General features: G+C 71.1%; 21 protein-coding genes. 8 read left to right on the forward strand and 13 right to left on the reverse strand.

Translation table 11 applies throughout. The features are described from left to right. The first annotated feature begins 118 nt into the window (after positions 1-118). Together E4F25_RS11175 and E4F25_RS11180 are read left to right on the forward strand one after the other, a co-directional pair. Entirely contained in the window at positions 119-2,398 is a 2,280-nt protein-coding gene (locus E4F25_RS11175; protein ID WP_181168270.1) for a DUF1631 family protein, read from the forward strand. 74 nt (positions 2,399-2,472) lie between these two features. Beyond that, positions 2,473-3,555, forward strand: a complete 1,083-nt coding sequence (locus tag E4F25_RS11180) for an NAD(P) transhydrogenase subunit alpha (protein ID WP_140910206.1) — start codon at positions 2,473-2,475, stop codon at positions 3,553-3,555. On the opposite strand, the gene E4F25_RS11185 is transcribed toward E4F25_RS11180, so the two are convergent. Genes E4F25_RS11185 through E4F25_RS11195 form a run of 3 tightly spaced genes read right to left on the reverse strand, consistent with a single transcriptional unit; the run spans position 3,552 to position 4,947 of the window. Beyond that, positions 3,552-3,995 carry a DUF3106 domain-containing protein gene (locus tag E4F25_RS11185; RefSeq protein WP_140910207.1) on the reverse strand — a complete coding sequence of 148 codons (444 nt, stop codon included), beginning with the start codon at positions 3,993-3,995 and terminating at the stop codon, positions 3,552-3,554. The two genes, E4F25_RS11180 and E4F25_RS11185, sit on opposite strands and share 4 nt — an antisense overlap. A 14-nt stretch (positions 3,996-4,009) precedes the next feature. Next, positions 4,010-4,378: a hypothetical protein gene (locus E4F25_RS11190; protein WP_140910208.1), complete on the reverse strand. Its 369-nt coding sequence runs from the start codon at positions 4,376-4,378 to the stop codon at positions 4,010-4,012. Next, a complete protein-coding gene (locus tag E4F25_RS11195) occupies positions 4,375-4,947 on the reverse strand; it encodes an RNA polymerase sigma factor (RefSeq protein ID WP_140910209.1) in 573 nt (190 codons plus the stop codon). The genes E4F25_RS11190 and E4F25_RS11195 overlap by 4 nt, the downstream gene beginning before the upstream one ends. Positions 4,948-5,044: 97 nt before the next feature. On the opposite strand from E4F25_RS11195, the gene E4F25_RS11200 reads away from it, so the two are divergent. Together E4F25_RS11200 and E4F25_RS11205 are read left to right on the forward strand one after the other, a co-directional pair. Next, positions 5,045-5,359 (forward strand): NAD(P) transhydrogenase subunit alpha part 2, encoded by a 315-nt coding sequence (locus E4F25_RS11200; RefSeq protein WP_246069867.1) that lies wholly within the window; start codon positions 5,045-5,047, stop codon positions 5,357-5,359. Then, positions 5,356-6,756: an NAD(P)(+) transhydrogenase (Re/Si-specific) subunit beta gene (locus E4F25_RS11205; RefSeq protein WP_140910210.1), complete on the forward strand. Its 1,401-nt coding sequence runs from the start codon at positions 5,356-5,358 to the stop codon at positions 6,754-6,756. Before E4F25_RS11200 ends, E4F25_RS11205 begins: the two co-directional genes overlap by 4 nt. Here the strand turns inward: E4F25_RS11205 and E4F25_RS11210 are convergent. The 3 genes from E4F25_RS11210 to E4F25_RS11220 form a co-directional block, all read right to left on the reverse strand. Beyond that, positions 6,722-7,228, reverse strand: coding sequence for a hypothetical protein (locus E4F25_RS11210; RefSeq protein ID WP_140910211.1), 507 nt, complete (start codon positions 7,226-7,228; stop codon positions 6,722-6,724). The two genes, E4F25_RS11205 and E4F25_RS11210, sit on opposite strands and share 35 nt — an antisense overlap. Positions 7,229-7,319: 91 nt before the next feature. Next, positions 7,320-10,367, reverse strand: coding sequence for a TonB-dependent receptor (locus E4F25_RS11215; protein WP_140910212.1), 3,048 nt, complete (start codon positions 10,365-10,367; stop codon positions 7,320-7,322). A 202-nt stretch (positions 10,368-10,569) separates the two neighbouring features. Continuing rightward, positions 10,570-10,995, reverse strand: coding sequence for a hypothetical protein (locus E4F25_RS11220; RefSeq protein WP_140910213.1), 426 nt, complete (start codon positions 10,993-10,995; stop codon positions 10,570-10,572). 219 nt (positions 10,996-11,214) lie between these two features. Between E4F25_RS11220 and pdxR the strand changes: the two genes are divergently transcribed. Further along, positions 11,215-12,753: a MocR-like pyridoxine biosynthesis transcription factor PdxR gene (gene pdxR / locus E4F25_RS11225; protein ID WP_140910214.1), complete on the forward strand. Its 1,539-nt coding sequence runs from the start codon at positions 11,215-11,217 to the stop codon at positions 12,751-12,753. On the opposite strand, the gene E4F25_RS11230 is transcribed toward pdxR, so the two are convergent. Next, positions 12,676-13,098, reverse strand: a complete 423-nt coding sequence (locus tag E4F25_RS11230; protein ID WP_140910215.1) for a hypothetical protein — start codon at positions 13,096-13,098, stop codon at positions 12,676-12,678. The genes pdxR and E4F25_RS11230 overlap by 78 nt on opposite strands. Positions 13,099-13,117: 19 nt before the next feature. On the opposite strand from E4F25_RS11230, the gene sufT reads away from it, so the two are divergent. Further along, a complete protein-coding gene (sufT, locus tag E4F25_RS11235) occupies positions 13,118-13,669 on the forward strand; it encodes a putative Fe-S cluster assembly protein SufT (RefSeq protein ID WP_140910216.1) in 552 nt (183 codons plus the stop codon). An 11-nt stretch (positions 13,670-13,680) separates the two neighbouring features. On the opposite strand, the gene E4F25_RS11240 is transcribed toward sufT, so the two are convergent. The 4 genes from E4F25_RS11240 to wrbA are packed head-to-tail and all read right to left on the reverse strand — an operon-like array spanning position 13,681 to position 15,452. After that, complete coding sequence (locus E4F25_RS11240) at positions 13,681-14,019, reverse strand: DUF488 domain-containing protein (protein WP_140910217.1); 339 nt, start codon at positions 14,017-14,019, stop codon at positions 13,681-13,683. Position 14,020: 1 nt separating this feature from the next. After that, complete coding sequence (locus E4F25_RS11245; RefSeq protein WP_140910218.1) at positions 14,021-14,509, reverse strand: asparaginase domain-containing protein; 489 nt, start codon at positions 14,507-14,509, stop codon at positions 14,021-14,023. Between the two features lie 5 nt (positions 14,510-14,514). Further along, positions 14,515-14,862: a DUF2069 domain-containing protein gene (locus E4F25_RS11250; protein ID WP_140910219.1), complete on the reverse strand. Its 348-nt coding sequence runs from the start codon at positions 14,860-14,862 to the stop codon at positions 14,515-14,517. After that, positions 14,859-15,452 carry an NAD(P)H:quinone oxidoreductase gene (gene wrbA / locus E4F25_RS11255; RefSeq protein WP_140910220.1) on the reverse strand — a complete coding sequence of 198 codons (594 nt, stop codon included), beginning with the start codon at positions 15,450-15,452 and terminating at the stop codon, positions 14,859-14,861. The genes E4F25_RS11250 and wrbA overlap by 4 nt, the downstream gene beginning before the upstream one ends. Positions 15,453-15,516: 64 nt before the next feature. Here wrbA and E4F25_RS11260 point away from each other — a divergent pair, with 64 nt between their 5' ends. Together E4F25_RS11260 and E4F25_RS11265 are read left to right on the forward strand one after the other, a co-directional pair. Continuing rightward, on the forward strand, positions 15,517-16,794 hold the full coding sequence (locus tag E4F25_RS11260) for a YihY family inner membrane protein (RefSeq protein WP_140910435.1): 1,278 nt from the start codon (positions 15,517-15,519) through the stop codon (positions 16,792-16,794). Then, positions 16,791-17,351 (forward strand): TlpA family protein disulfide reductase, encoded by a 561-nt coding sequence (locus E4F25_RS11265; protein WP_140910221.1) that lies wholly within the window; start codon positions 16,791-16,793, stop codon positions 17,349-17,351. The genes E4F25_RS11260 and E4F25_RS11265 overlap by 4 nt, the downstream gene beginning before the upstream one ends. 4 nt (positions 17,352-17,355) lie before the next feature. Here E4F25_RS11265 and prfA read toward each other — a convergent pair whose 3' ends face one another. Continuing rightward, a complete protein-coding gene (gene prfA, locus E4F25_RS11270; RefSeq protein ID WP_140910222.1) occupies positions 17,356-18,438 on the reverse strand; it encodes a peptide chain release factor 1 in 1,083 nt (360 codons plus the stop codon). Next, complete coding sequence (gene hemA / locus E4F25_RS11275) at positions 18,428-19,744, reverse strand: glutamyl-tRNA reductase (RefSeq protein WP_140910223.1); 1,317 nt, start codon at positions 19,742-19,744, stop codon at positions 18,428-18,430. Before hemA ends, prfA begins: the two co-directional genes overlap by 11 nt. Positions 19,745-19,799: the final 55 nt, after the last annotated feature.

A 19,799-nucleotide genomic window follows, 5' to 3' on the forward strand; every position in this document is an offset into this window, starting at 1 on the left:
TGATATGAATGGACTCGCGCATTCCCCTCATTATGCTCGGCTTTACAGGGGCCGACTTTCTTTTTGCCGTGGCATGGAGCCACGGTGGGGCACAGCAATGTCAGTCCAGCATCCCGAAATGGCGGCACACGGAACGGCCGACCCGGCACGCCTGCTCGAGGAGCTCAAGCGCATCTGCGTCGAGCAACTCGGCGCGGTTCCGTCCGGCCTGTACCGGCCGATCGAAGAGCAACTGCACGACAGCCTCCGCGTCGGCGGCGACGCCGCGCACCGCAAGGACCTGATGACGGTGCTGGCGCTGCGCCAGCGCGGGTCCGGCTACGTCATGCGCTACCGCGAGCTGATCGGACGCAGCTTCGACGATTTCTGCGGACGCGCGAGCCCGGGCAAGCCGGCGGCGCCGCTTGGGCTGGTGCGCGAGAACGAACTCGACTTCCACCTCGCCGGCCAGCGCCTGGCCGAATCCATCTCGCGCCGCTACCAGCGACCGCTGGAGATGCTCGGCCTGCGCTTCGATTCGCTTGCGGCGTGCCTGGGCAAGCCGCGCGGCGGCAATCCGGTCGGCGCCAACCTGCTCGCCGACGCCTTCGTCCAGACCTTCGGCGACGCCGAGATCTCGCCGACCCTGCAGCCGCTGCTGTTCCGCCAGTACGAGCAGGAACTGGCCAAGGTCCTGGGCGAGCTGTACGGCCGCCTCAACACCCAGCTGGCCGCCAATGGCTTCCACGCCGATCCGCGCCGCGAGCAGCCGGCCGCGGCGCCGGTGCCGACGGTGCCGCGCCAGCCGGCGGCGGCCCCTGCCACCGATCCGCTGGAACGCATCCTGTCGCAGGTCGAGCCGCGCCAGCCGGCGCAGTCGCTGCTCTCGCCCACCGGGGCGTTCCCGGCGACGCCGGAACCGGCCCCGGCATCCTCCGGCACGGGCGGCCCCGCCAACCCGGACGTGTTCCGCGTCGCCGCCAGCGCCCGCGTGCAGCACCAGCAGCTGCGCGACATGCTGCGCCTGTGGCGCGAGGGCATGCTCGGCGAGCAGACCGTGCCTTCCGGGCTGGCGCCCGAGCGCCGCCTCGACGGCCGCCGCCCGCTGCGGGTGGAGGAACTGGTCAGCGTGGCGTCGCTGCTGCAGGGCGACGGCACGCGCAACTTCGAGGCAGCGCTGGCCGGCAAGTGCGGCCTGCACGAGGCGATCCGCGAGGAACTGCGCGAAGGCGCCCGGCGCCTGGGCCTGGACCCGGACCAGACCTGCCTGGACCCGCAGCAGGAAGACGCCGTGGACATGACCGGCCTGCTGTTCGAGTCGCTCATCAACAGCCACGCCCTGCTGCAGGAGGCACGGCGCATGTTCACCCGGCTGGTGATGTCCTACGTCAAGGTCGCGCTCACCGACGAGAACCTGTTCGTGCGTCCGGACCACCCGGCGCGCAAGTTGCTCGACACCCTGGCGCAGGGCTGCGAGGGCAACGACGGCGCGTCCCCGCAGGAGCGCGAGCTGCTGCAGCGTTCGCGCGCGGTGGTCGAGCGCATCGTGTCGGAGTTCAACGAGGACCTGGCGATCTTCGAGGTCGCCGCCAACGAACTGCAGGACCTGTTGCAGCAGCAGCAGCGGCGTGCGGAGGTGGTCGAGCGTCGCGCCGCCGAGACCGTGCATGGGCGCGAGCGGCTGGTGGATGCGCGCACCCGCGCGGCGTCCGCGCTGGCCGGGCATCTGGAAGGCCGCGTGCTGACGCCGACGGTGGCGCACTTCCTCGAGCGCCACTGGCAGCACCACCTCGTGCAGGTGTTGCTGCGCGACGGCGAGGAGTCCGAACGCCACCAGCGCGTGCTCGACCTGGCCAGCGAACTGGTCGCGGTGGACGAGCTCGCGGCCCGCGGCGGCGGTTCCGACATCGCCGATCGCGTGCTGGCCCTTCACGACGGGCTGGTCGAGTGCCTTTCGAGCTCCGGCCTCGACGAGCAGGTCGCGGGCGAATGGATGGCCGGACTGGCGCGCACGCTGGCGTTCCCGGACGTGCCGCGCGAGGCCCCGCAACTGCCCAAGGCCCCGCCCCGGGACCAGGACGACTCGCCGCTGCTGCGCATCGTCGGCGGCACCGACCAGCTCGACTACGACCCGGCGGTCGCGGAGCGCATGCGCGCGCTGCGGCCGGGGGACTGGATGCGGCTGTCGGACGACCGCGGCGTCGAGGGCTCGGTGAAGGTCGCCTGGATCAGCCCGCTGACCTCGCGCCTGTTGCTGGTCAACCGGCGGGGCGTGCGCCAGCTGGTGGCCTCGCCCGAGCAGCTCGCGGCGCTGGTGCGCAGCGGGCACCTGTTCGCGGAAGCCGACGAGCTGCCGTTCGACGAAGCCATGCGCCTGGTGCGGCAGAAGCTCGGCCGCGCCGCCGCGCGCGCGGCCTGAGCCCGCGCCTTCGCCTGCCCACGCCGCCGGCCCGCATTCGCTAGGATGCGGGCATCGGCCGGCGGGAGCGTTGCATGGCAGCAGTGATCGGAGTCGCGCGGGAAACCGCACCGGGCGAGCGCCGCGTCGCGCTGACGCCGGAAACCTGCAGGAAGTTCATCGCCATGGGCGCAGCCGTGCGCGTGCAGCGCGGGCTGGGCGAGGGCGCGTCGTTCGCCGACGCGGCCTATGCCGAAGCCGGGGCGGAACTGGTGGGCGATCCGGCGGCGGCGCTGTCGCAGGCGGACATCGTGCTGTGCGTGCAGCCTCCGGCCCCGGCGACGATCCTGGCCATGGCCGAGGGCGCGGCGCTGGTCGGCGTGCTGCACCCAGACGCGGACCCGGCGCGCGCCGAGGCACTGCGCGCGCGCGGCATCGCGGCCTTCCCGCTGGAGCGCCTGCCGCGCACGACGCGGGCTCAGGCGATGGACGTGCTCAGCTCGCAGGCGGGCATGGCCGGCTACAAGGCAGTGCTGCTGGCCGCATGGCTGGCGCCGCGCTTCTTCCCGATGCTGACCACGGCCGCCGGCACGATCCGGCCATCGAAGGTGCTGGTGGTCGGCGCCGGCGTGGCCGGCTTGCAGGCGATCGCCACCGCGAAGCGGCTGGGCGCGCAGGTCGAGGGCTTCGACGTGCGCCCGGAGACACGGGAGCAGATCGAGTCGCTCGGCGGGCGCTTCCTGGACCTGGGGGTGACCGCCGCCGGCGAGGGCGGCTACGCGCGCGCGCTCAGCGACGAGGAACGGGCGGAGCAGCAACGGCGCCTCGGCGAGCACCTGCGCGGCGTGGACGTGGTGGTCTGCACGGCCGCGGTGCCGGGACGCCCGGCGCCGAGGATCCTCACCGGCGCGATGCTGCAGGGTATGCGCCCGGGCAGCGTGGTCGTGGACCTGGCGGCCGAGTCCGGCGGCAACTGCGAGGCGACGCGTCCCGGCGAGACCGTGGAGCTGGACGGGGTCACGGTCGCCGGCCCGCTCGGGTTGGCATCCACGGGTGCCGTCCACGCCAGCGAGATGTACGCGCGCAACCTGTACAACTTCGCCGCCCTGCTGCTGCAGGACGGCGCGCTGGTGGTCGACGGCGACGACGAGCTCGTCGCCGCGACCCGCTGGGCCTAGTCCTCGTCGGACCCCGGCGCGTTCTGCTCGACCCAGGCCTTGCGCTGTTCCGGGGACATCGCGCGCCACTGCGCGCGCAATGCCTTGCGCTCCTCGCGGTCCATGTCGCGCATCTTCGAGAACAGCGCGCGCATCTGCTCGCGGTGCTCCGGGTCCATCTTCTCCCAGCGGTGCATGCCGTGGCGGGCGCGCTGCCGCTGTTCCGGGGTCATCTCCTGCCAGCGCTGGGCATGCGCCAGCATGCGCGCGCGGTCGGCCGGGCGGCTGTTCCAGCGCTCGCGCAGCGGCGCCACCAACAGCGTGCGTTGCGCGTCGGTGAGCTGCTCCCAGGCCGGCAGTTCGGTCGCGGCCGTGGTGGCGGGCTTGTCCTGGGCGCTGGCGAGCGGGAGGGCGCCGCCGGCGAGCAGGAGCAGGGAAAGGGCAAGGGTGGCGTGCTTCATGGGGGTGTCCTCGGTCAGGGGCGATCGGCTGCCAGCGCCACGGCGTCGGCGGAGGCCAGCCACAGGTAGAAATCGGGGTCCTGCTCCAGCGGTGCGGCCAATTCCATTTCCGGTGCCGGCGCGACCGCCACCGGGGCGGATGGCGCGGTGTCCTCGGCGCCGGGCCAGGGCAGGGCGAATGCGAGCGCCAGCGCCATCGCCGGCGCGGCGATCCAGCCCCAGCGCGGGGCGGTCGCGGGGGCGCCGCTTGCGGCGGCCTCCCCGGCTAGCGCCAGGCGCGTGCGCCGCCGCAGCTGCGCCCGCACGGCCGGCGACAGCGCGTGCAATGCAGCGCGGTGCGCCTCGCGGACACGGGCGTCGAAAGCGTCTTCCCGGTGTGTCATGTCCAATCCTCCAGTTCCCGCTGCAGCGCCTGGCGGGCGCGCGACAGGTGCGTCTTCACGGAGCCCTCGCTGCAGCCCATGGCCAGGGCGGTGTCGGCGACATCCAGTTCCTCCAGCACCCGCAACGTGAAGGCCTCGCGCTGTCGTCGCGGCAGGCGTTCGAGCGCCGCGGCCAGCCGGGTCCAGGCCTCGCGGCCCTCGTGCCGGCGTGCCGGGTCGGGACCGTCGTCCGCCCAGTCCGGCTCGCGGCCGTCGGCGTCGGCGGGCGCCAGCCAGCGCAGGCGGAAGCCGCGCCGCCGCTGCGTGTCCACGATCCGGCTGCGCAGCACCCGCCAGAACAGAGGCGACCATTCCTCCGCAGGGCGATCCTCGTAGCGGAGCATCCGCAACATGGCGTCCTGGACCGCGTCGAGCGCGTCCTCGCGGTGGCGCAGCGAGGCCTCGGCGAACCGGAACGCGCGCGGACCGACCGCGTCCAGGAAGGCCTCGAGGTCCCGGGTACCCGGTGCCGCGCCCTGCGGAATCGCGGGCAGGGCCTTGGCGGCGTCGCTGGTCACGGCCTGCAGCATACGACCGGAAACGCACGGGCCCGGCGTCGGTTGACAGCCGCCTGCCGCCGGCACCACGTATGATCGGGGCGTCGAACCGATGCCGGGGAGGCTGCGAATGGGCGATGCGGTGGTGGCGCAGGGCTTCGTCGCCCTGTACGTATTCATGCTCGCGGCGATCGCCGGGCACGTGATCATCTCGCGGGTGCCGGTGATCCTGCACACGCCGCTGATGTCCGGCTCCAACTTCATCCACGGCATCGTGCTGGTCGGCGCCATGGTCGTGCTCGGCCACGCCGACACCACGCTCGAGAAGGCCATCGGCTTCGTCGCGGTGCTGCTTGGCGCGGGCAACGCCGCCGGCGGCTACGTGGTCACCGAGCGCATGCTCGAGATGTTCAAGTCCAGCCGCAAGCCCGGGGACGGCGCGTGACCGCGGCGCAACTGCAGTGGCTGGCCAGCGCCAGCTATTTCATCGCCGCCACCCTGTTCCTGCTCGGCCTGCAACGCATGGCCTCGCCGCGCACCGCGCGCTCGGGCATCCAGTGGGCCGGTGCCGGCATGGTGCTGGCGACGCTGGCCACCCTGCTGCTGCCGGGACTGCAGAACCTTGGCCTGATCCTGCTGGCGCTGGTGCTGGGCGTCGCTTCCACCTGGGCCTGGGGCAGGAAGGTGGCGATCACCGACATGCCGCAGATGGTGGCGCTGTTCAACGGCATGGGTGGCGGCTCCGCGGCCGCGATCGGCGCGGTCGAGCTGTTGCGCTTCTCGCTTGCGGGCGCGTCGCCGCCGCGGCTGACGCTGGTGCTCGGCGTGGTCGGAGCGCTGATCGGCGCGGTGTCGCTGTCCGGGTCCGTGGTCGCCTGGGCCAAGCTCGACGGACGCATGGACAAGCGCTACGTGTTCCCGGGGCAGCAGGCCCTCAACGCGCTGCTGTTCGCGGGAACCGTCGTGCTCGGCGCGGTGGTGGCCTGGCAGCTCGGCGTGCCGGCGATCATCGCCTTCTTCCTCGCGGCGCTGCTGCTGGGCGTGCTGATGACGCTGCCGATCGGCGGCGCCGACATGCCGGTGGTGATCTCGCTGTACAACGCCCTCACCGGCCTGGCGGTGGCCTTCGAGGGCTACGTGCTCGGCAACGAGGCGCTGGTGGTCGCCGGCATGATGGTGGGCGCCGCCGGCATGCTGCTGACCCGGCTGATGGCCAGGGCCATGAACCGGCCGCTGCGCAACGTGCTGTTCTCGAACTTCGGCGGTGGCGGCGCCGCCGCGGGCGAGGGCATCGCCGGCAGCCAGAAGCCGATCGAGGCGGCCGACGTGGCGGCGATGATGGCCTACGCCGACCGGGTGGTGATCGTCCCCGGCTACGGCATGGCGGTCGCCCAGGCCCAGCACAAGATCTGGGAGCTCGCGCAGCGGCTGATCGAGCGCGGGGTCAAGGTCCGGTTCGCGATCCACCCGGTCGCCGGGCGCATGCCCGGGCACATGAACGTGCTGCTGGCCGAGGCCGGGGTTCCCTACGACCTGATCGCCGACATGGACGACATCAACCCCGAGTTCCCGAACACCGACGTGTCGCTGGTGATCGGCGCCAACGACGTGGTCAACCCGGTGGCGAAGACCGATCCGTCCTCGCCGATCTTCGGCATGCCGATCCTGGACGTGGCCGCATCCAGGAACACCGTGGTGATCAAGCGCGGCAAGGGCACCGGCTTCGCCGGGATCGAGAACGCGCTGTTCTACGCCGACAACACCCGCATGCTGTACGGCGACGGGGCGGAGATGGCCGGTGCGCTGGTCAGCGAGCTGAAGGCGCTCGACGGCGGCCACTGATCCCGCGGCCGGCCGCAAGGCGCGCGGACAGTGCGCTCATCACCCCGAACACCAGGTGGGCGAGGATGCTGGAGGCGACCCAGGCCCTGTTTCCGAAGCCGGGAGATCCCGCGGCGGACAAGGGCAGCACGATGAAGTTCATGGCGATGTACAGCCAGGCGCCGTACGCGATCCCGTAGCGCAAAGGGTGGTCGAGCAGGCGGGGGAGGTGGCGGGCCGCCGCGTGGTACGCGGCGACGAAGGTCGTGGCGATGAGGTAGTGGGACACGGCTCCGAGCCAGGCGCTGGCGCTTCCACCCGCGTACGCGGCATCGCCGAGCCAACCCGTGGCGATGCTCTGCAGGATCCGTACCGGGGCGATGTCGTGGCGCATCCAGTACAGCGTCGCGAAGGCGAGGTCGAGGGTGCCGATGGCCAGCCCGCCGCCGGCAATTGCGATCCATGTCCGATGCGTGGTGGAGGAAGTCTGCATGGTGGCGTCGGTAAAAAAGGCCCGCGACGGGCTTGCGCGACCCGCCGCGGGCATCCGGGGTTAACGGTTTGCACTCTTGTTGCGCGTGTCCTCAGAAGTCGTACTGGACCATGAAGCGCACCGACCGCGGCTGCTGGAAGGACGCCGGCAGCAGGTAGGTGTTGGAGGCGGCACCGGTCGCCGCGACTTCCGCGGTCTCGACGACGGAGGTGACCTTCTGCGAGTTCAGGATGTTGAACACATCCACCTTGAACTGCAGGCCTTCCATCCACATCGGCCGGTAGGACGCGCTCAGGTCGATCTGCGTGGTCCACGGCAGCCGGCCCTTGGTGCCGCGGGGCACCGCCACCGAGTCGTCCGTGGTGGCGTCGCCGCTCGGGCTGCAGCGCATGAACGAGGAGCCGTACGGATGCGGCGCGTAGTCCTCGCCCGGATCGGTGTCCAGCACGCCCAGGCAGTTCAGCGGACGGCCCGACTGCACCAGCAGGTTGCCGCCGAGGGTCCACTCGTCGGTGACCTCGTACGCGCCGAACAGCTTGAGGCTGTGGCGGCGGTCGTTGGGCAGGTAGCCGTAGGTATCGACCGTGAGCTCGTAGTAGTCGAAGTCCTGGGTGACGTTGGTGTCGTTCTGGCCGATGTCCGACTTCACGCCGCCCTCGGTGTTGCCCTTGGACTTGGCGTAGGTGTAGGAGCCCTGCATGAACATGCGATCCCAGCGGCCGTCGAAGAAGAACTCGAGCGCGCTGTAGGTGCGCTTGGCCTTGGGCGACAGCAGGCTGCCGTCCACGTGCACCTCGGTCAGGTTGCCGTCGCCGTAGAAGTCGGTGACGAAGATCGCGTCCTCACCCGGGTTGAACATGCGGCAGTACGGGAAGCCGGTGTTCAGCGGGTCCACGAACGGCAGCGCCGGGTACTCACCGTTCTCGTCCACCCAGAAGCCGATGTCCGGATCGAAGGTGAACGGCGAATCGGGCGAGTTGAGCACCGGGCCGTAGTCGCAGTTGTCGTCGATCGCGGCCTTCAGGTCGCGGAAGATGCCGCGGGTACCGACCGACAGGTGCTCGTTGATCTGCTTCTGGAAGCCCAGGATGTACTCGTCCTGGTACATCGGCTTGAGGTTCTTCGACGCGATGGTGGCGGCGACCTTCGGCTCGCCGGTCTCGGCGTTGATGAAGCGGAAGTTGCCGCGCGACACCGCGTTCAGCGGCGCACCTGTTTCCGGGTCGATGATGAAGAAGCTCTCGCCGTCGGCCGGGCGGAAGTCCTCGCGGGTGAACAGCGAGGCCGAGGCACCGCGCACGGCCACCGACGGGGTCAGCGGCAGGGCGTAGCGGCCGGCGTTACCGAACACCTTGAAGCTCGAATCACCGTTCACGTCCCAGCTGAAGCCCAGGCGCGGGCCGAACTGGTCGTTGATCTTGACGTAGGTCTCGCCCTGGCCGTTGATGTTCTCGAACGTATCCCAGCGCGCGCCCAGGTAGGCGACGAAGTTGTCGGTGACGTTCCAGCTGTCCTCGATGTAGTAGGCGTGCTGCTTGACCTTCACCGTCGCGCCCTGGCTGGTGTACTGCAGGCGGGCCACGTCGAACTCGTCGCCGGTGTTGGGCGTGGCGTCCGGCCCGTTGCTGGTCAGGTAGGTCCACTGGTAGCCGCCCTCGCGCGCGCCGCCGGCACGCGACTCGTACTCGTCCGCGTCGTAGCCGAAGCGCAGCAGGTGGTTGCCCAGCAGCCACTCGCCGTCCAGGCGGAACTGCTGGCGCTCGTCGGACGAGTTGATGTCCTGCAGGATGCCGTTGCTGATCGAGCAGCCGCTGTAGATGCCGCTGGCGTCGGTGCGGTAGGCAGGACGCGAGTCGATCACCACCGAGCAGTTGTCGCTCGGGGCGACGCCCGGGGTCGGCACGGTGAAGGTACCGTCGTAGAAGCCGACGTTGCCCTGCGCGTCGGTCACGTAGGTGGAGCGCGAGAATTCGCTGCGGCCGGCCAGCGCCGACAGGGTGAAGCTGTCGGTCAGGTAGCCGGTGTACTTGAGGATGTAGTTCTCGCCGCCCGACTTGGCGACGTTGTCACCCGAGTAGTCGAAGCGGTCGAGCTCGCCCGGGGTGTTGCGGTAGTTCCGGGTCACCGTCTCGCTCTCGTCCGAGAACGTGGTGAACTCGAGGATGTTGTTGTCGTTGATGTTCCAGTCGAGTTTCAGCAGCCAGTTCGGGGCCGTGTTGCGCGCCGAGGTGTTGATCGTGGACTGGACGCTGCCCCAGGTCTCGTTGTCCGTGCGGCTGTAGGAGATCAGGCCGTAGTAGAACAGGCGGTCCTTGACCAGGGCGCCGCCGGCCCACACGTTCGCGGTCCAGCTGTCCTGCGTATCGGCCGAGTTGTCCTGGCGCAGGTTGCCGAAGTCATCGGGCGTGAGCGGGTTCGAGTAGTACGTGTTCTTGACGTCCTCGCGCAGCGACTTGGGCTCCCAGTAGATGTTGCCGCCGGCCGTGAACTCGTTGGTACCGCGCTTGGTGATCTGGTTGACCACGCCGCCCAGCGAACGGCCGAACTCGGCGCCGTAGCCACCGGTCTTGACCTGCTGCTCGGCCACGCCCTCGAACGGGATCGCGCCGAAATTGAGGTTGCGGAAAGTGTTGGTGACGTTGAAGCCGTTGATGTAGTACTGGTTCTCGGCCACCGACGCGCCGCCGAACGACGCCAGGTTGCCGAACGCGGCATCACCGCGCACGGTGCCCGGGGCCAGCAGTGCCACCGCGGTGGTGTTGCGCGCCACCGGGATCCGGTTGATCTGCTCGGCGGTCAGGATCGTGGTGGACTCGACCGACGACACGTCGATCGGGTTGACCACGTTCGAGCCGACGACCGTCACCGTGCTCAGCGTGGTCGCCGCGCTGCTGAAGTCGACGTTCGCCGCGATGCCCACGTTGACGCGGACCGCGCGCGGCGTTCCGCCGTTCTCGCTGATCTGGTACTCGCCGGTCGGCAGCGCCGGGAAGCGGAAGTTGCCGTCCGCGCCCACGGTGACCGTGCGGCTGAAGCCCGTTGCCGGGTTGCTGATGGTGATGACGTCGCCCGGATCGGCCGCGCCGGTGACGGCGCCGGCGGTGTTCGACTGGGCGTGGGCCGCGGGGGCGAGGCCCATCGCCAGGGCAAGGAAGATGGCGTTACGGCGAAGTTGGCGCGACTGTGTTGGCACGGTGTGGTTCCCCTAGTGATGGAAGGCGACGACTGCAGGACAGAGCCTGCCCGCCTGGTCCACGCTAGGGGCGTCGGTCGCGGGCCGCGAGAGCCAATCGGTCGCGGCAGGACGGAGCCAAAGAGGGGCGCCCCGCCCCGCGGCGCGGCTAACGTCGGCGCGCCCGCGCTGCCAGCAGCCGCTTCGCCAGCACCGCGGCGGGCATGCCCAGCACGATCATGTAGACCGCGAGGAGCACGAGTTGCCACTCGCCGTCCATCGTGCGGGAGGCGGCGGCACTGAGCGGCACCACCGCGAGTTCGAAGACCGCCAGCGCGACGGCGCCGTAGGCCATCCCGTAGCGCAGGGGCCGTTCCAGCAGCCGCGGGATCTTCTTGGCCGCGAGCATGTACCCGAGCACCAGGCACACGCCGACAAGTGCCTGTACCGCCAGGCCGAGGACGACCATGCCGGCGCCGGGCGAGTACGCCTCCATGCCCACCAGCAACTCCGCCAGGCTCCGGGCGATGCGCTCCGGCGGGACGCCCCGTGCCGCCCAGAACAGGCTGCAGGCGGTGAAGTCGAGGCCTCCCACCAGGACGCCGGCAGTGGCAATGGCCCAGGGGAAGGGAAGGGCCTGCCGGCGCCTGGCGGGAGTGGACCGGAGCATCGCGAGGGGAAAGCCGTGCATTCTGTTCGTCCTGGCCCGCGTTAAGACGGCATTGTCATTGGCCCCATCGAAGCGCGATGATTTGGTCCTCGCAAGGCCCAATTCCCTGGGCTGGAATGGGGCCAATTCAAGGCGGGGGCCACCATGTACCTGGCATTGGACGGCAACGGTCCGCTCCACGCGCAACTGACCCGGGCGCTCAAGGGCGCCATCCTGGACGGCCGCTACGGAGAGGGCGCGCGCCTGCCGCCGTCCAGGGCGCTCGCCGCCGAGTTGGGCGTGTCGCGCAACACGGTGCTGACGGCCTACGAGCAGCTCCGCGCGGAGGGCTTCGTCTCCGCACGGATCGGATCGGGCAGCTATGTCACCCCGCCCCTGCACGCCACGCAGGTGCAGCGCCCGACTTCGACGACGCTGCCGCCGCAGTCCGCATTCGCGCGGCGCGGGCGCCTGGTCCACGACCATGGCAACCTGCCGGGGCGGGCCCCGGAAGGGGCGCGCTACTGCTTCCAGTACGGCTTGCCCATCGTGAATCCGGCGGTGGCGAGCATGTGGGCGAGGGAGCTGGCACGCGCGGCCGCGTACACGTCCCCGAACTATCCACCCACGCAGGGATTGCCGGCATTGCGCGAGGCGATCGGCGACTACCTCGCGCGGCGCCGCGGCCTGGTGGTGGACCCGGCCGACGTGGTGGTCGTTTCCGGCACGCAGCAGGCGATCTCGCTGTGCCTGCGGGTGCTGGCCGACGAGGGCGACCATGCCGTGGTCGAGGAGCCCCAGTATTTCGCGGTGCGCGAGTTGCTGCAGCTCCACGGCGCGCGGATCTCGCCGGTCCCGACCGACGTCGAGGGCCTGCGTTGCGACCTGCTGCCGGAGCGTTCGCCGCGCCTGGTCTTCGTCACTCCGTCCCACCAGTTCCCGGGGGGCTCCGTGCTGTCGCTGGCGCGCAGGATGGAGCTGTTCGCCTACGCCCGCAGGCACGATGCGTGGGTGGTGGAGGACGACTACGACGGGGAATTCCGCTACGACGGCCGGCCGCTGGCGGCCCTGCGCTCGCTCGACCGGGGAGACCGGGTGATCTACATCGGCAGCTTCTCGAAGACGGTCTTTCCATCGCTGCGACTGGGATACATGGTCGTGCCCCGCGCCTTGCGCGAGGACTTCGTGACGGCCAAGTGGTCGCTCGACTTCGGCAGCAGCGCGATCGAGCAGGCAGCGATGGCCAGCTTCATCGCCAGTGGCGGGTTCGAACGCCACCTGCGCCGCAGCACGCGCATCCTGGCGGAGCGACGCGAGGTGCTGATGCAAGGGCTGCGCCACTACGGGAGGGGGCGCGTGCGGATTGCCGATTCCCGGGCAGGCATGCACGTCGCGGCATGGGTGGAAGGGCACGGCGCGGCCGACGTCGAGCGCCTGCTGGCCATCGGCCTGCGGCACGGCCTGGGCCTGCATTCCATCCTGCCGCACTACCACGCGCCGCCGGACCGCTGCGGGTTGCTGTTCGGATTCGCCAGCCTGTCCGTGGCCGAGTTGCGCGAAGCCCTGCCGTTGTTCGGTCGCTGCCTGGAGGAGTTCGAGCGCGAGGGGCCCGCCCCGGTCGCGGCGCTAGCGCGACAGCACCGCGGCGAGCACCACGCCCGCCGCCAGCCACGCCAGGTCCGCGGACGTATTCGCCAGCGATAGCACCGTCCAGGCGTGGTCCGGTCCGAGTTTTATCGCGGAGGCCCAGGGGAGCACGCCGATCGAGCGGCCGAGCTCGGTCGCGGCGATGCCCCAGTTCGCGAGCACGATGGTGGCGGCGGTGCCGAGCATCGCGACCACCATGCGCGCAGGCCCGCGCGGCATGGCGGCGAGTCGCAACAGCAGCGCGGCGTCGATCCCCGCCACGACCGCCATCCAGCTGCACTGGCGGCCGCTGGCCACGCCGAGGAGGATCCACGCGGCGGCGCAACCGGCGCAGCCGAGGGCGAGCAGGGCCGGCGCGAGCCAGCGCGAAGGGCGCGCATGGCGCGCGGCGGGGGAGTCCATGGCGCGTAGAATAGGCGACATGTACTCACGCAGCAGCGAACCGGTGCGCTTCGAGCGCGATTGCCCCGCCGTGCTGGTGCCGCAGGGCGAGAAGGTGACCCTGCCCGCGGGCTCGGTCGGCTACATCACCCAGGCGCTCGGCGGCAGCTTCACGGTGTTCGTGGAGGGCAACTTGTTCCGGATCGCGGGCCAGGACGCGGACGCGATCGGCAAGGAGCCCGCGGAACCGCTCGAGCTGCCCGAGGACGCCGGCGACGAGGACGTGGAGCAGCTGGTCTGGAAGCAGTTGCGTACCTGCTTCGACCCTGAAATCCCGATCAACATCGTCGACCTCGGCCTGGTCTACGAGGCCAGCGTCGACCACCGCGACGACGGCCAGCGCGTGGTCACCGTGCGCATGACCCTGACCGCGCCGGGTTGCGGCATGGGCGACATCCTGGTGGACGACGTGCGCAGCAAGCTGGAGATGATCCCGACCGTGGCCGAGACCGACGTCGAGCTGGTGTTCGATCCGCCGTGGAACCAGTCGATGATGTCCGACGCCGCGCGCCTGGAGACGGGGATGTTCTGAGCGCCCCCGCGCTAGAGCAGGTCCTTGAGCACCACCGCGTTGTTGTGGGCTTCGTCGCGGGCGCCGAACAGCAGCGTCACCCGCTGCTTCGCCGCCAGTTCGCGCAGTTCGTCGAGCGCCGGGTTGCCCTCGAGCTCGTCGCGATAGGCCGCGCGGAAGGCCTCCCAGCGCTCCGGGCGCGCATGGAATTCGCGGCGCAGCGCGTCGCTCGGGGCGACGTCCTTGAGCCACAGGTCCACCTTCGCCTTGTCCTTCGACAGCCCGCGCGGCCACAGCCGGTCCACCAGCACGCGCAGCCCGTCGTCCTCGGCCGGCGCGTCGTAGACCCGCTTCAGCCGTGGCGTGGGCATCTCAGCCGGCCGCCTCGAACCGGTTCGCCTCCACGTTCTTGCGCACCTTCGCCGGGTCCCAGATGCGACCGTTCATGGCGATGTACACGCCCGCGGGCAGCGATTGCACCGCGCCGACCGCGGTGCCGATGTTGAACTCGGCGTCGGAGCCGCGGAAGCGCGCGGGGTTGAGTGCACCGGTCAGCACGATGGTGCGGTCGGGAAGGCTGGACAGCACCTTCGCGGTCTCGACCATGCTGTCGGTGCCGTGGGTCACCAGCACGTGGCGCGCGTCCTGCGCGGCGATGGTGGCGCGCACCAGCTCGCGGTCGGCGTCGTCGATGTGCAGCGAGTCCTTGCGCAGCACCGGGATCACCCGGAAGCGGAACGCGACCCCGAGCTCCTCGAGGATCCGGCCGATCTGCGGTTCCCCGACCTGGTAGTCCGACTTGTCGTCGAAGTAGACCTTGTCGATGGTGCCGCCGGTGGTGACGATGAGCAGTTCCTGCATGCCGCCTATGGTACGCGCCCGGGCTTCCCGCCGCGGGCGAAACGGGCGCGGAGCCCCGGCACGCTGGCGGCGAGCACCACCACCAGCGCCAGCGCGACCTCGGCCAGCGCGGGCCAGCGTTCCGGCGGCCGCGACCAGGCCACCATGATCCCGTGCGAGAACCAGGCCAGCGCCAGCACGCCGGCCCAGAAGCCAGCCAGCGCCGGCGCGCGCGGCAGCCACCACGCCAGCAGCAGGGGCGGCAGCGCGAACACCAGCAGCGCCACCCGGTCGCCTTCGATGCCGAACCAGCTCGCGAACAGCACCACCAGGGCGATCAGCGCGAGCCGCACGATCCGGCGTGCCGGTGTCACGAGCCCAGCCTCGCCGCCAGTTCCGCGACCCGGCGCCCGAGCGCGCGTGCCAGCTTCGCCTCCTCGTCGGTGGTCTCCGGGTCGTCGCGCAGGCCGGCGACATGGCTCGCGCCGTAGGGGGTGCCGCCGCTACGCGTGGTGTTGAGCCCCGGTTCCGTGAACGGGATGCCGGCGATCACGCAGCCGTGGTGCAGCAAGGGCAGCATCATCGTCAGCAGGGTCGACTCCTGGCCGCCGTGCATGGTGCTGGTGGAGGTGAACACGGCCGCGGGCTTGCCGACCAGGGTGCCGCTGGCCCATTCGGCGCCGAGCCCGTCGATGAAGTGCTTGAGCGGCGCGGCCATGTTGCCGAAGCGGGTCGGGCTGCCGAGCAGCAGCCCGGCGCACTCGGCCAGGTCCTCGCGCGCGACGTAGGGCGCTCCCTCGTCGGGGACGGGCGGCGCGGCCTCGGTGGTGGCGGCGGCCACCGGCGGCACGGTGCGCAGGCGCGCGGCCATGCCGTCCACTTCGCCGACGCCGCGCGCGACGTGGCGCGCGAGCCGGGCGACCGAGCCGCCGCGGCTGTAGTAGAGGACCAGGATCTCGGGCATGGCGGTCGCGTTGCTGGAGGCACGCAAGCTTACCGTGGACCGGGCATCGGGTACCCTTCGGCCGATGGAGCCGCTCGACTCGATCTACCGCTGGAGCGAGCACGTGCGCGATCGTGCCCGCGTGCGGTCGTTCTTCCTGTTCCTGTGGCGGCGGTTCCTCGACGACCGCCTGTTCGAGGCCGCCGGCGCGCTCGCCTACACCACCGTGTTCGCGCTGGTGCCGCTGTCCATGGTGGTGTTCGGGATCCTGTCCGCGTTCCCGGCGTTCGAGGACTGGAGCGACACCCTCACCGGCTACGTGTTCACCCACTTCGTGCCCAGCGCGGCGCGCCAGATCAGCCAGTACGTCGACGTGTTCACGGCCAACATCGGCAAGCTGACCACCGCCGGCGTGATCGCGCTGGTGCTGTCGCTGATGATCACGCTGAACGGCATCGAGGGCGCCTTCAACCGCATCTGGCGGGTCAGGACCGCGCGCCCGAAGCTGGGCCGCATCCTGGTTTACTGGACCGTGCTCACCCTGGGCACGCTGGTCGCGGCGGCCAGCCTGGCGCTGTCCACCCGGTTCTTCGCGCTGTCGGTGTTCAGCACCGTGCCGGGGCGGCTGCTGGAGGACGCGATCCTGCGCATCGCGCCGATGGCGATCGAGCTGCTGGCCTTCGCCACCATCTTCCGGGTGGTACCGCACCGGACCATCAAGTGGCGCCACGCGGTCGCCGGCGCAGTTCTCTCGGTGCTGCTGTTCGAGCTGGTGAAGTGGGGCATCGGCGCCTACATCGGCAGCTTCGGCGCCTACCAGAAGATCTACGGGCCGCTCGCGTTCGTGCCGATCTTCCTGCTCTGGATCTACCTGGGCTGGGTCTCCATCCTGCTCGGCGCGTCGCTGGCGGCCTCCATGTCCGCGTTCCGCTACCAGCCGGCTGCGATGCGGCTGCCGGAGGGCTTCGAGATCTACGGCCTGCTGCGGCTGCTCGGGCGCTTCCTCGAATACAGGCGCCAGGGCAAGGGCCTGCACAGCGACGACATCCAGCGGCTCGAGCCGCCGCTCACCGACGAGCTGATCCAGGGCTTCCTCGGCCAGCTCGGCGAGATCGGGCTGGTGACCCGGGCCGAGTCCGGCGAGTGGCTGCTCTCGCGCGACCTCGACGACCTCACCATGGCCGACCTGTACGAGGCCTGCCAACTGCGCATCCCGGTGGCCGAGGCGCACCTGCCGTGCCGCGACGACCTGCTCGGCCAGCAGGTGATCGCCGAGCTGGACGAACTGCGCCTGCCGCTGCGCGACCTACTCCGTCGCCGCGTGTCCAACGTCTACGACGACTTGCCAAAGGATCCGACATGACCGCGTTCCGCATCCTGCTTCCCGCCTGCCTGCTGTTGCTGCTGGCCGCCTGCCAGCGCGAGGCGGAGGTGCCGTCGCCGGAGCCGGCCCCGGCGCCCGAGCCGGTGCAGGCCGCGCCTGCCAGGGACACGCCGAAGGACGAACCCGAGCTGCGGGTACGGACGCTCGACGGAACGACCTACGACCTTGCCGGGCACCGCGGCAAGTGGGTGGTGGTCAACTACTGGGCCACCTGGTGCCGCCCCTGCCTGGAGGAGATGCCGGAGCTGTCGGCGCTGGACGCGATGCGCGAGCACGTGGAGGTGGTCGGCCTGGCCTACGAGGAGATCGAGCCGGAGGCGCTGCGCGCGTTCCTCGAGAAGCGGCCGGTGGTGTACCCGGTCGCGATCGTGGACGTGTACGACCCGCCGGCCGACTTCCCGGCGCCGCGCGGGCTGCCGGTGACCTACCTGATCGGTCCGGACGGCAAGCTCGCGAAGCAGTTCCTCGGCCCGGTCACCGCCGCCGAGATCGACGCGGCCATCGCGGAGGCGGGCGGCCCGGAAGTCGCCGCCTGAACAGTCACTCGCGGCCGAGCCGCGCGAGTTCGTCGGCCTGGTGCTCGCGCGCTAGCCGTTCGACCAGCGCGTCCAGGTTGCCCTCCAGCACCGCCGGCAGGTCGTAGAGGGTCAGCCCCTCGACGCGGTGGTCGGTGATCCGGCCCTGCGGGTAGTTGTAGGTGCGGATGCGCTGGCTGCGGTCGCCGCTGCCCACCTGCAGCTTGCGGTCGGCGGCCTGGGCCGCGGCGCGCTTCTCGATCTCGGCCTCGACCAGCATCGCCTTGAGCCGCTTCATCGCCTTGTCGCGGTTGGCGTGCTGGCTGCGCTCGGTCTGCGATTCGACCACCACGCCGGAGGGCAGGTGGGTGATGCGGATCGCGGAGTCGGTCTTGTTGACGTGCTGGCCGCCGGCGCCCGAGGAACGGAAGGTGTCCACGCGCAGGTCGGCGGGGTTGAGCTCGATCGCGACGTCGCTGGTGTCCTCGGCAATGATCGCGACGGTGGCCGCCGAGGTGTGGATGCGACCCTGCGATTCGGTTGCCGGCACGCGCTGCACGCGGTGGGTGCCCGACTCGAACTTCAGCCGGGAATAGGCACCGCGCCCCTCGATGCGCGCGACGATCTCCTTGTAGCCGCCGTGCTCGCCCGGGTTGGCCGACTCGACCTCGACCCGCCAGCCCTGGCGCTCGGCATAGCGGCTGTACATGCGGAACAGGTCGCCGGCGAAGATCGCGGCCTCGTCGCCGCCGGTGCCGGCGCGCACTTCGAGGTAGAGGTTGCCTTCGTCGCGCGGGTCCTTCGGCACGAGCTGCGCCATGAGTTCGGTCTCGAGCTCGGCGAGGCGCTCGCTCGCGGTGGCGATCTCTTCCTCGGCGAGTTCGGCCAGCTCGGGATCCTTGCGCATCGCCTCGGCCGCGGCGAGGTCGCTGCGCGCGCGCGCCTCGGCGGCCAACGCCACCGCGACTGGCTCGAGCTGCGCGAATTCGCGCGACAGCGCGCGGAAGCGGTCGGCGTCGCCGATCACGCCGGGGTCGGCGAGCAGGCGCTCGAGTTCCTCGCGGCGCTCGGCGAGCGCTTCCAGTTTGCGGCGCAGGCTAGGTTGCATCGGACGGCAGTGTGCCCGATGCGTCGTCGTCCGTCGCCGGTTCGGCGGTGGGTTCCGCGGGGAACAGCTTCTCGCTCGCCAGTGCCAGCGCGTGGTCGCCGTCGAGCGCCGCCTGGCGCAGGGCCACGGTGGGCGCGTGCAGCAGGCGGTTGGTCAGGGTGTGCGCGAGCAGTTCCAGCACTTCGTCGGGGTCGTGCCCGGCGGCGAGCTGCTGGCGCGCCTTGGCCAGCGCCGCGTCGCGGGCCTGCTCGCCGTGCGCGCGCAGGCGTTTCACCGGCGCCACCCGGGTGCTGGCCGCGGACTGTTCGACGTAGCGCGAGACGTGCAGTTCGACGATCGCTTCGGCGGCCTCTGCGGCCTCGCGCCGGCTGGCGCGGTTCTCCTCGACCACGCGCTCGAGGTCGTCGATCGTATAGAGGAAGGCATCGGGCAGGCCGGCGACGCCGGGCTCGATGTCGCGCGGCACCGCCAGGTCCATCAGCAGCATCGGACGGCGCCGGCGCCGTGCCAGCGCGGCCTCGACCTGCGCGCGCACGATCACGGGCTCGCGGCTCGCGGTCGCGGAGAACACGATGTCGGCCTCGGCCAGGTGGCGCTCTAGTTCGTCCAGCGGCAGCGCGACGCCGCCGTGCCGGCTGGCCAGTGCCTGTGCGTGCGCGAGCGTGCGATTGGCGACCAGCAGCCGCTTCACCTTGGCCTGTGCCAGGTGCCGGGCGACCAGTTCGATGGTCTCGCCTGCGCCTACCAGCAGCACCACCGAGTCCTGGAGGCGCGCGAACGAGGATTGAGCCAGGTGCACCGCGGTGGAGGCGACCGAGACCGGGTTGGCGCCGATCCGGGTGTCCGTGCGCGCGCGCTTGGCGGTCACGAAGGCCTGCTGGAACAGCCGGTCGAGCTGCCCGCCGAGGGTGCCGGCGCCGCGCGCGGTGGCCCAGGCCTGCTTCACCTGGCCCAGGATCTGCGGCTCGCCGAGCACCAGCGAGTCGAGCCCGGTCGCGACCCGGAACAGGTGCCGGACGGCGGCGGGGCCTTCGTGCCGGTACAGGTAGGCGCCCAGGTCGTGGCGTACCGCCGGATCGTCGGCCGGGTGCGAGGCCAGCCAGGCGTCGAGTGCCTTGCCGTCGCCTTCGGTGGCGGCGTACAGCTCGGTCCGGTTGCAGGTGGACAGCAGCACCACCTCGCGCACGCCAGGCTGCCCGCGCAGGGCGGCCAGCGCGTTGGGGAGCGCGTGTTCGGCGAACGCCACCCGCTCGCGCAGCTCGACGGGCGCGGTCTGGTGGTTGATGCCGATGGCGAGGAGGGTCATGGCTGGGATGCAGGCGGCGTGGACGGCCGGTGCGAAGGCGTGCGTTAAGCTTCCG

Source organism: Cognatiluteimonas lumbrici (assembly GCF_006476065.1).
Lineage (GTDB): Bacteria > Pseudomonadota > Gammaproteobacteria > Xanthomonadales > Xanthomonadaceae > Cognatiluteimonas > Cognatiluteimonas lumbrici.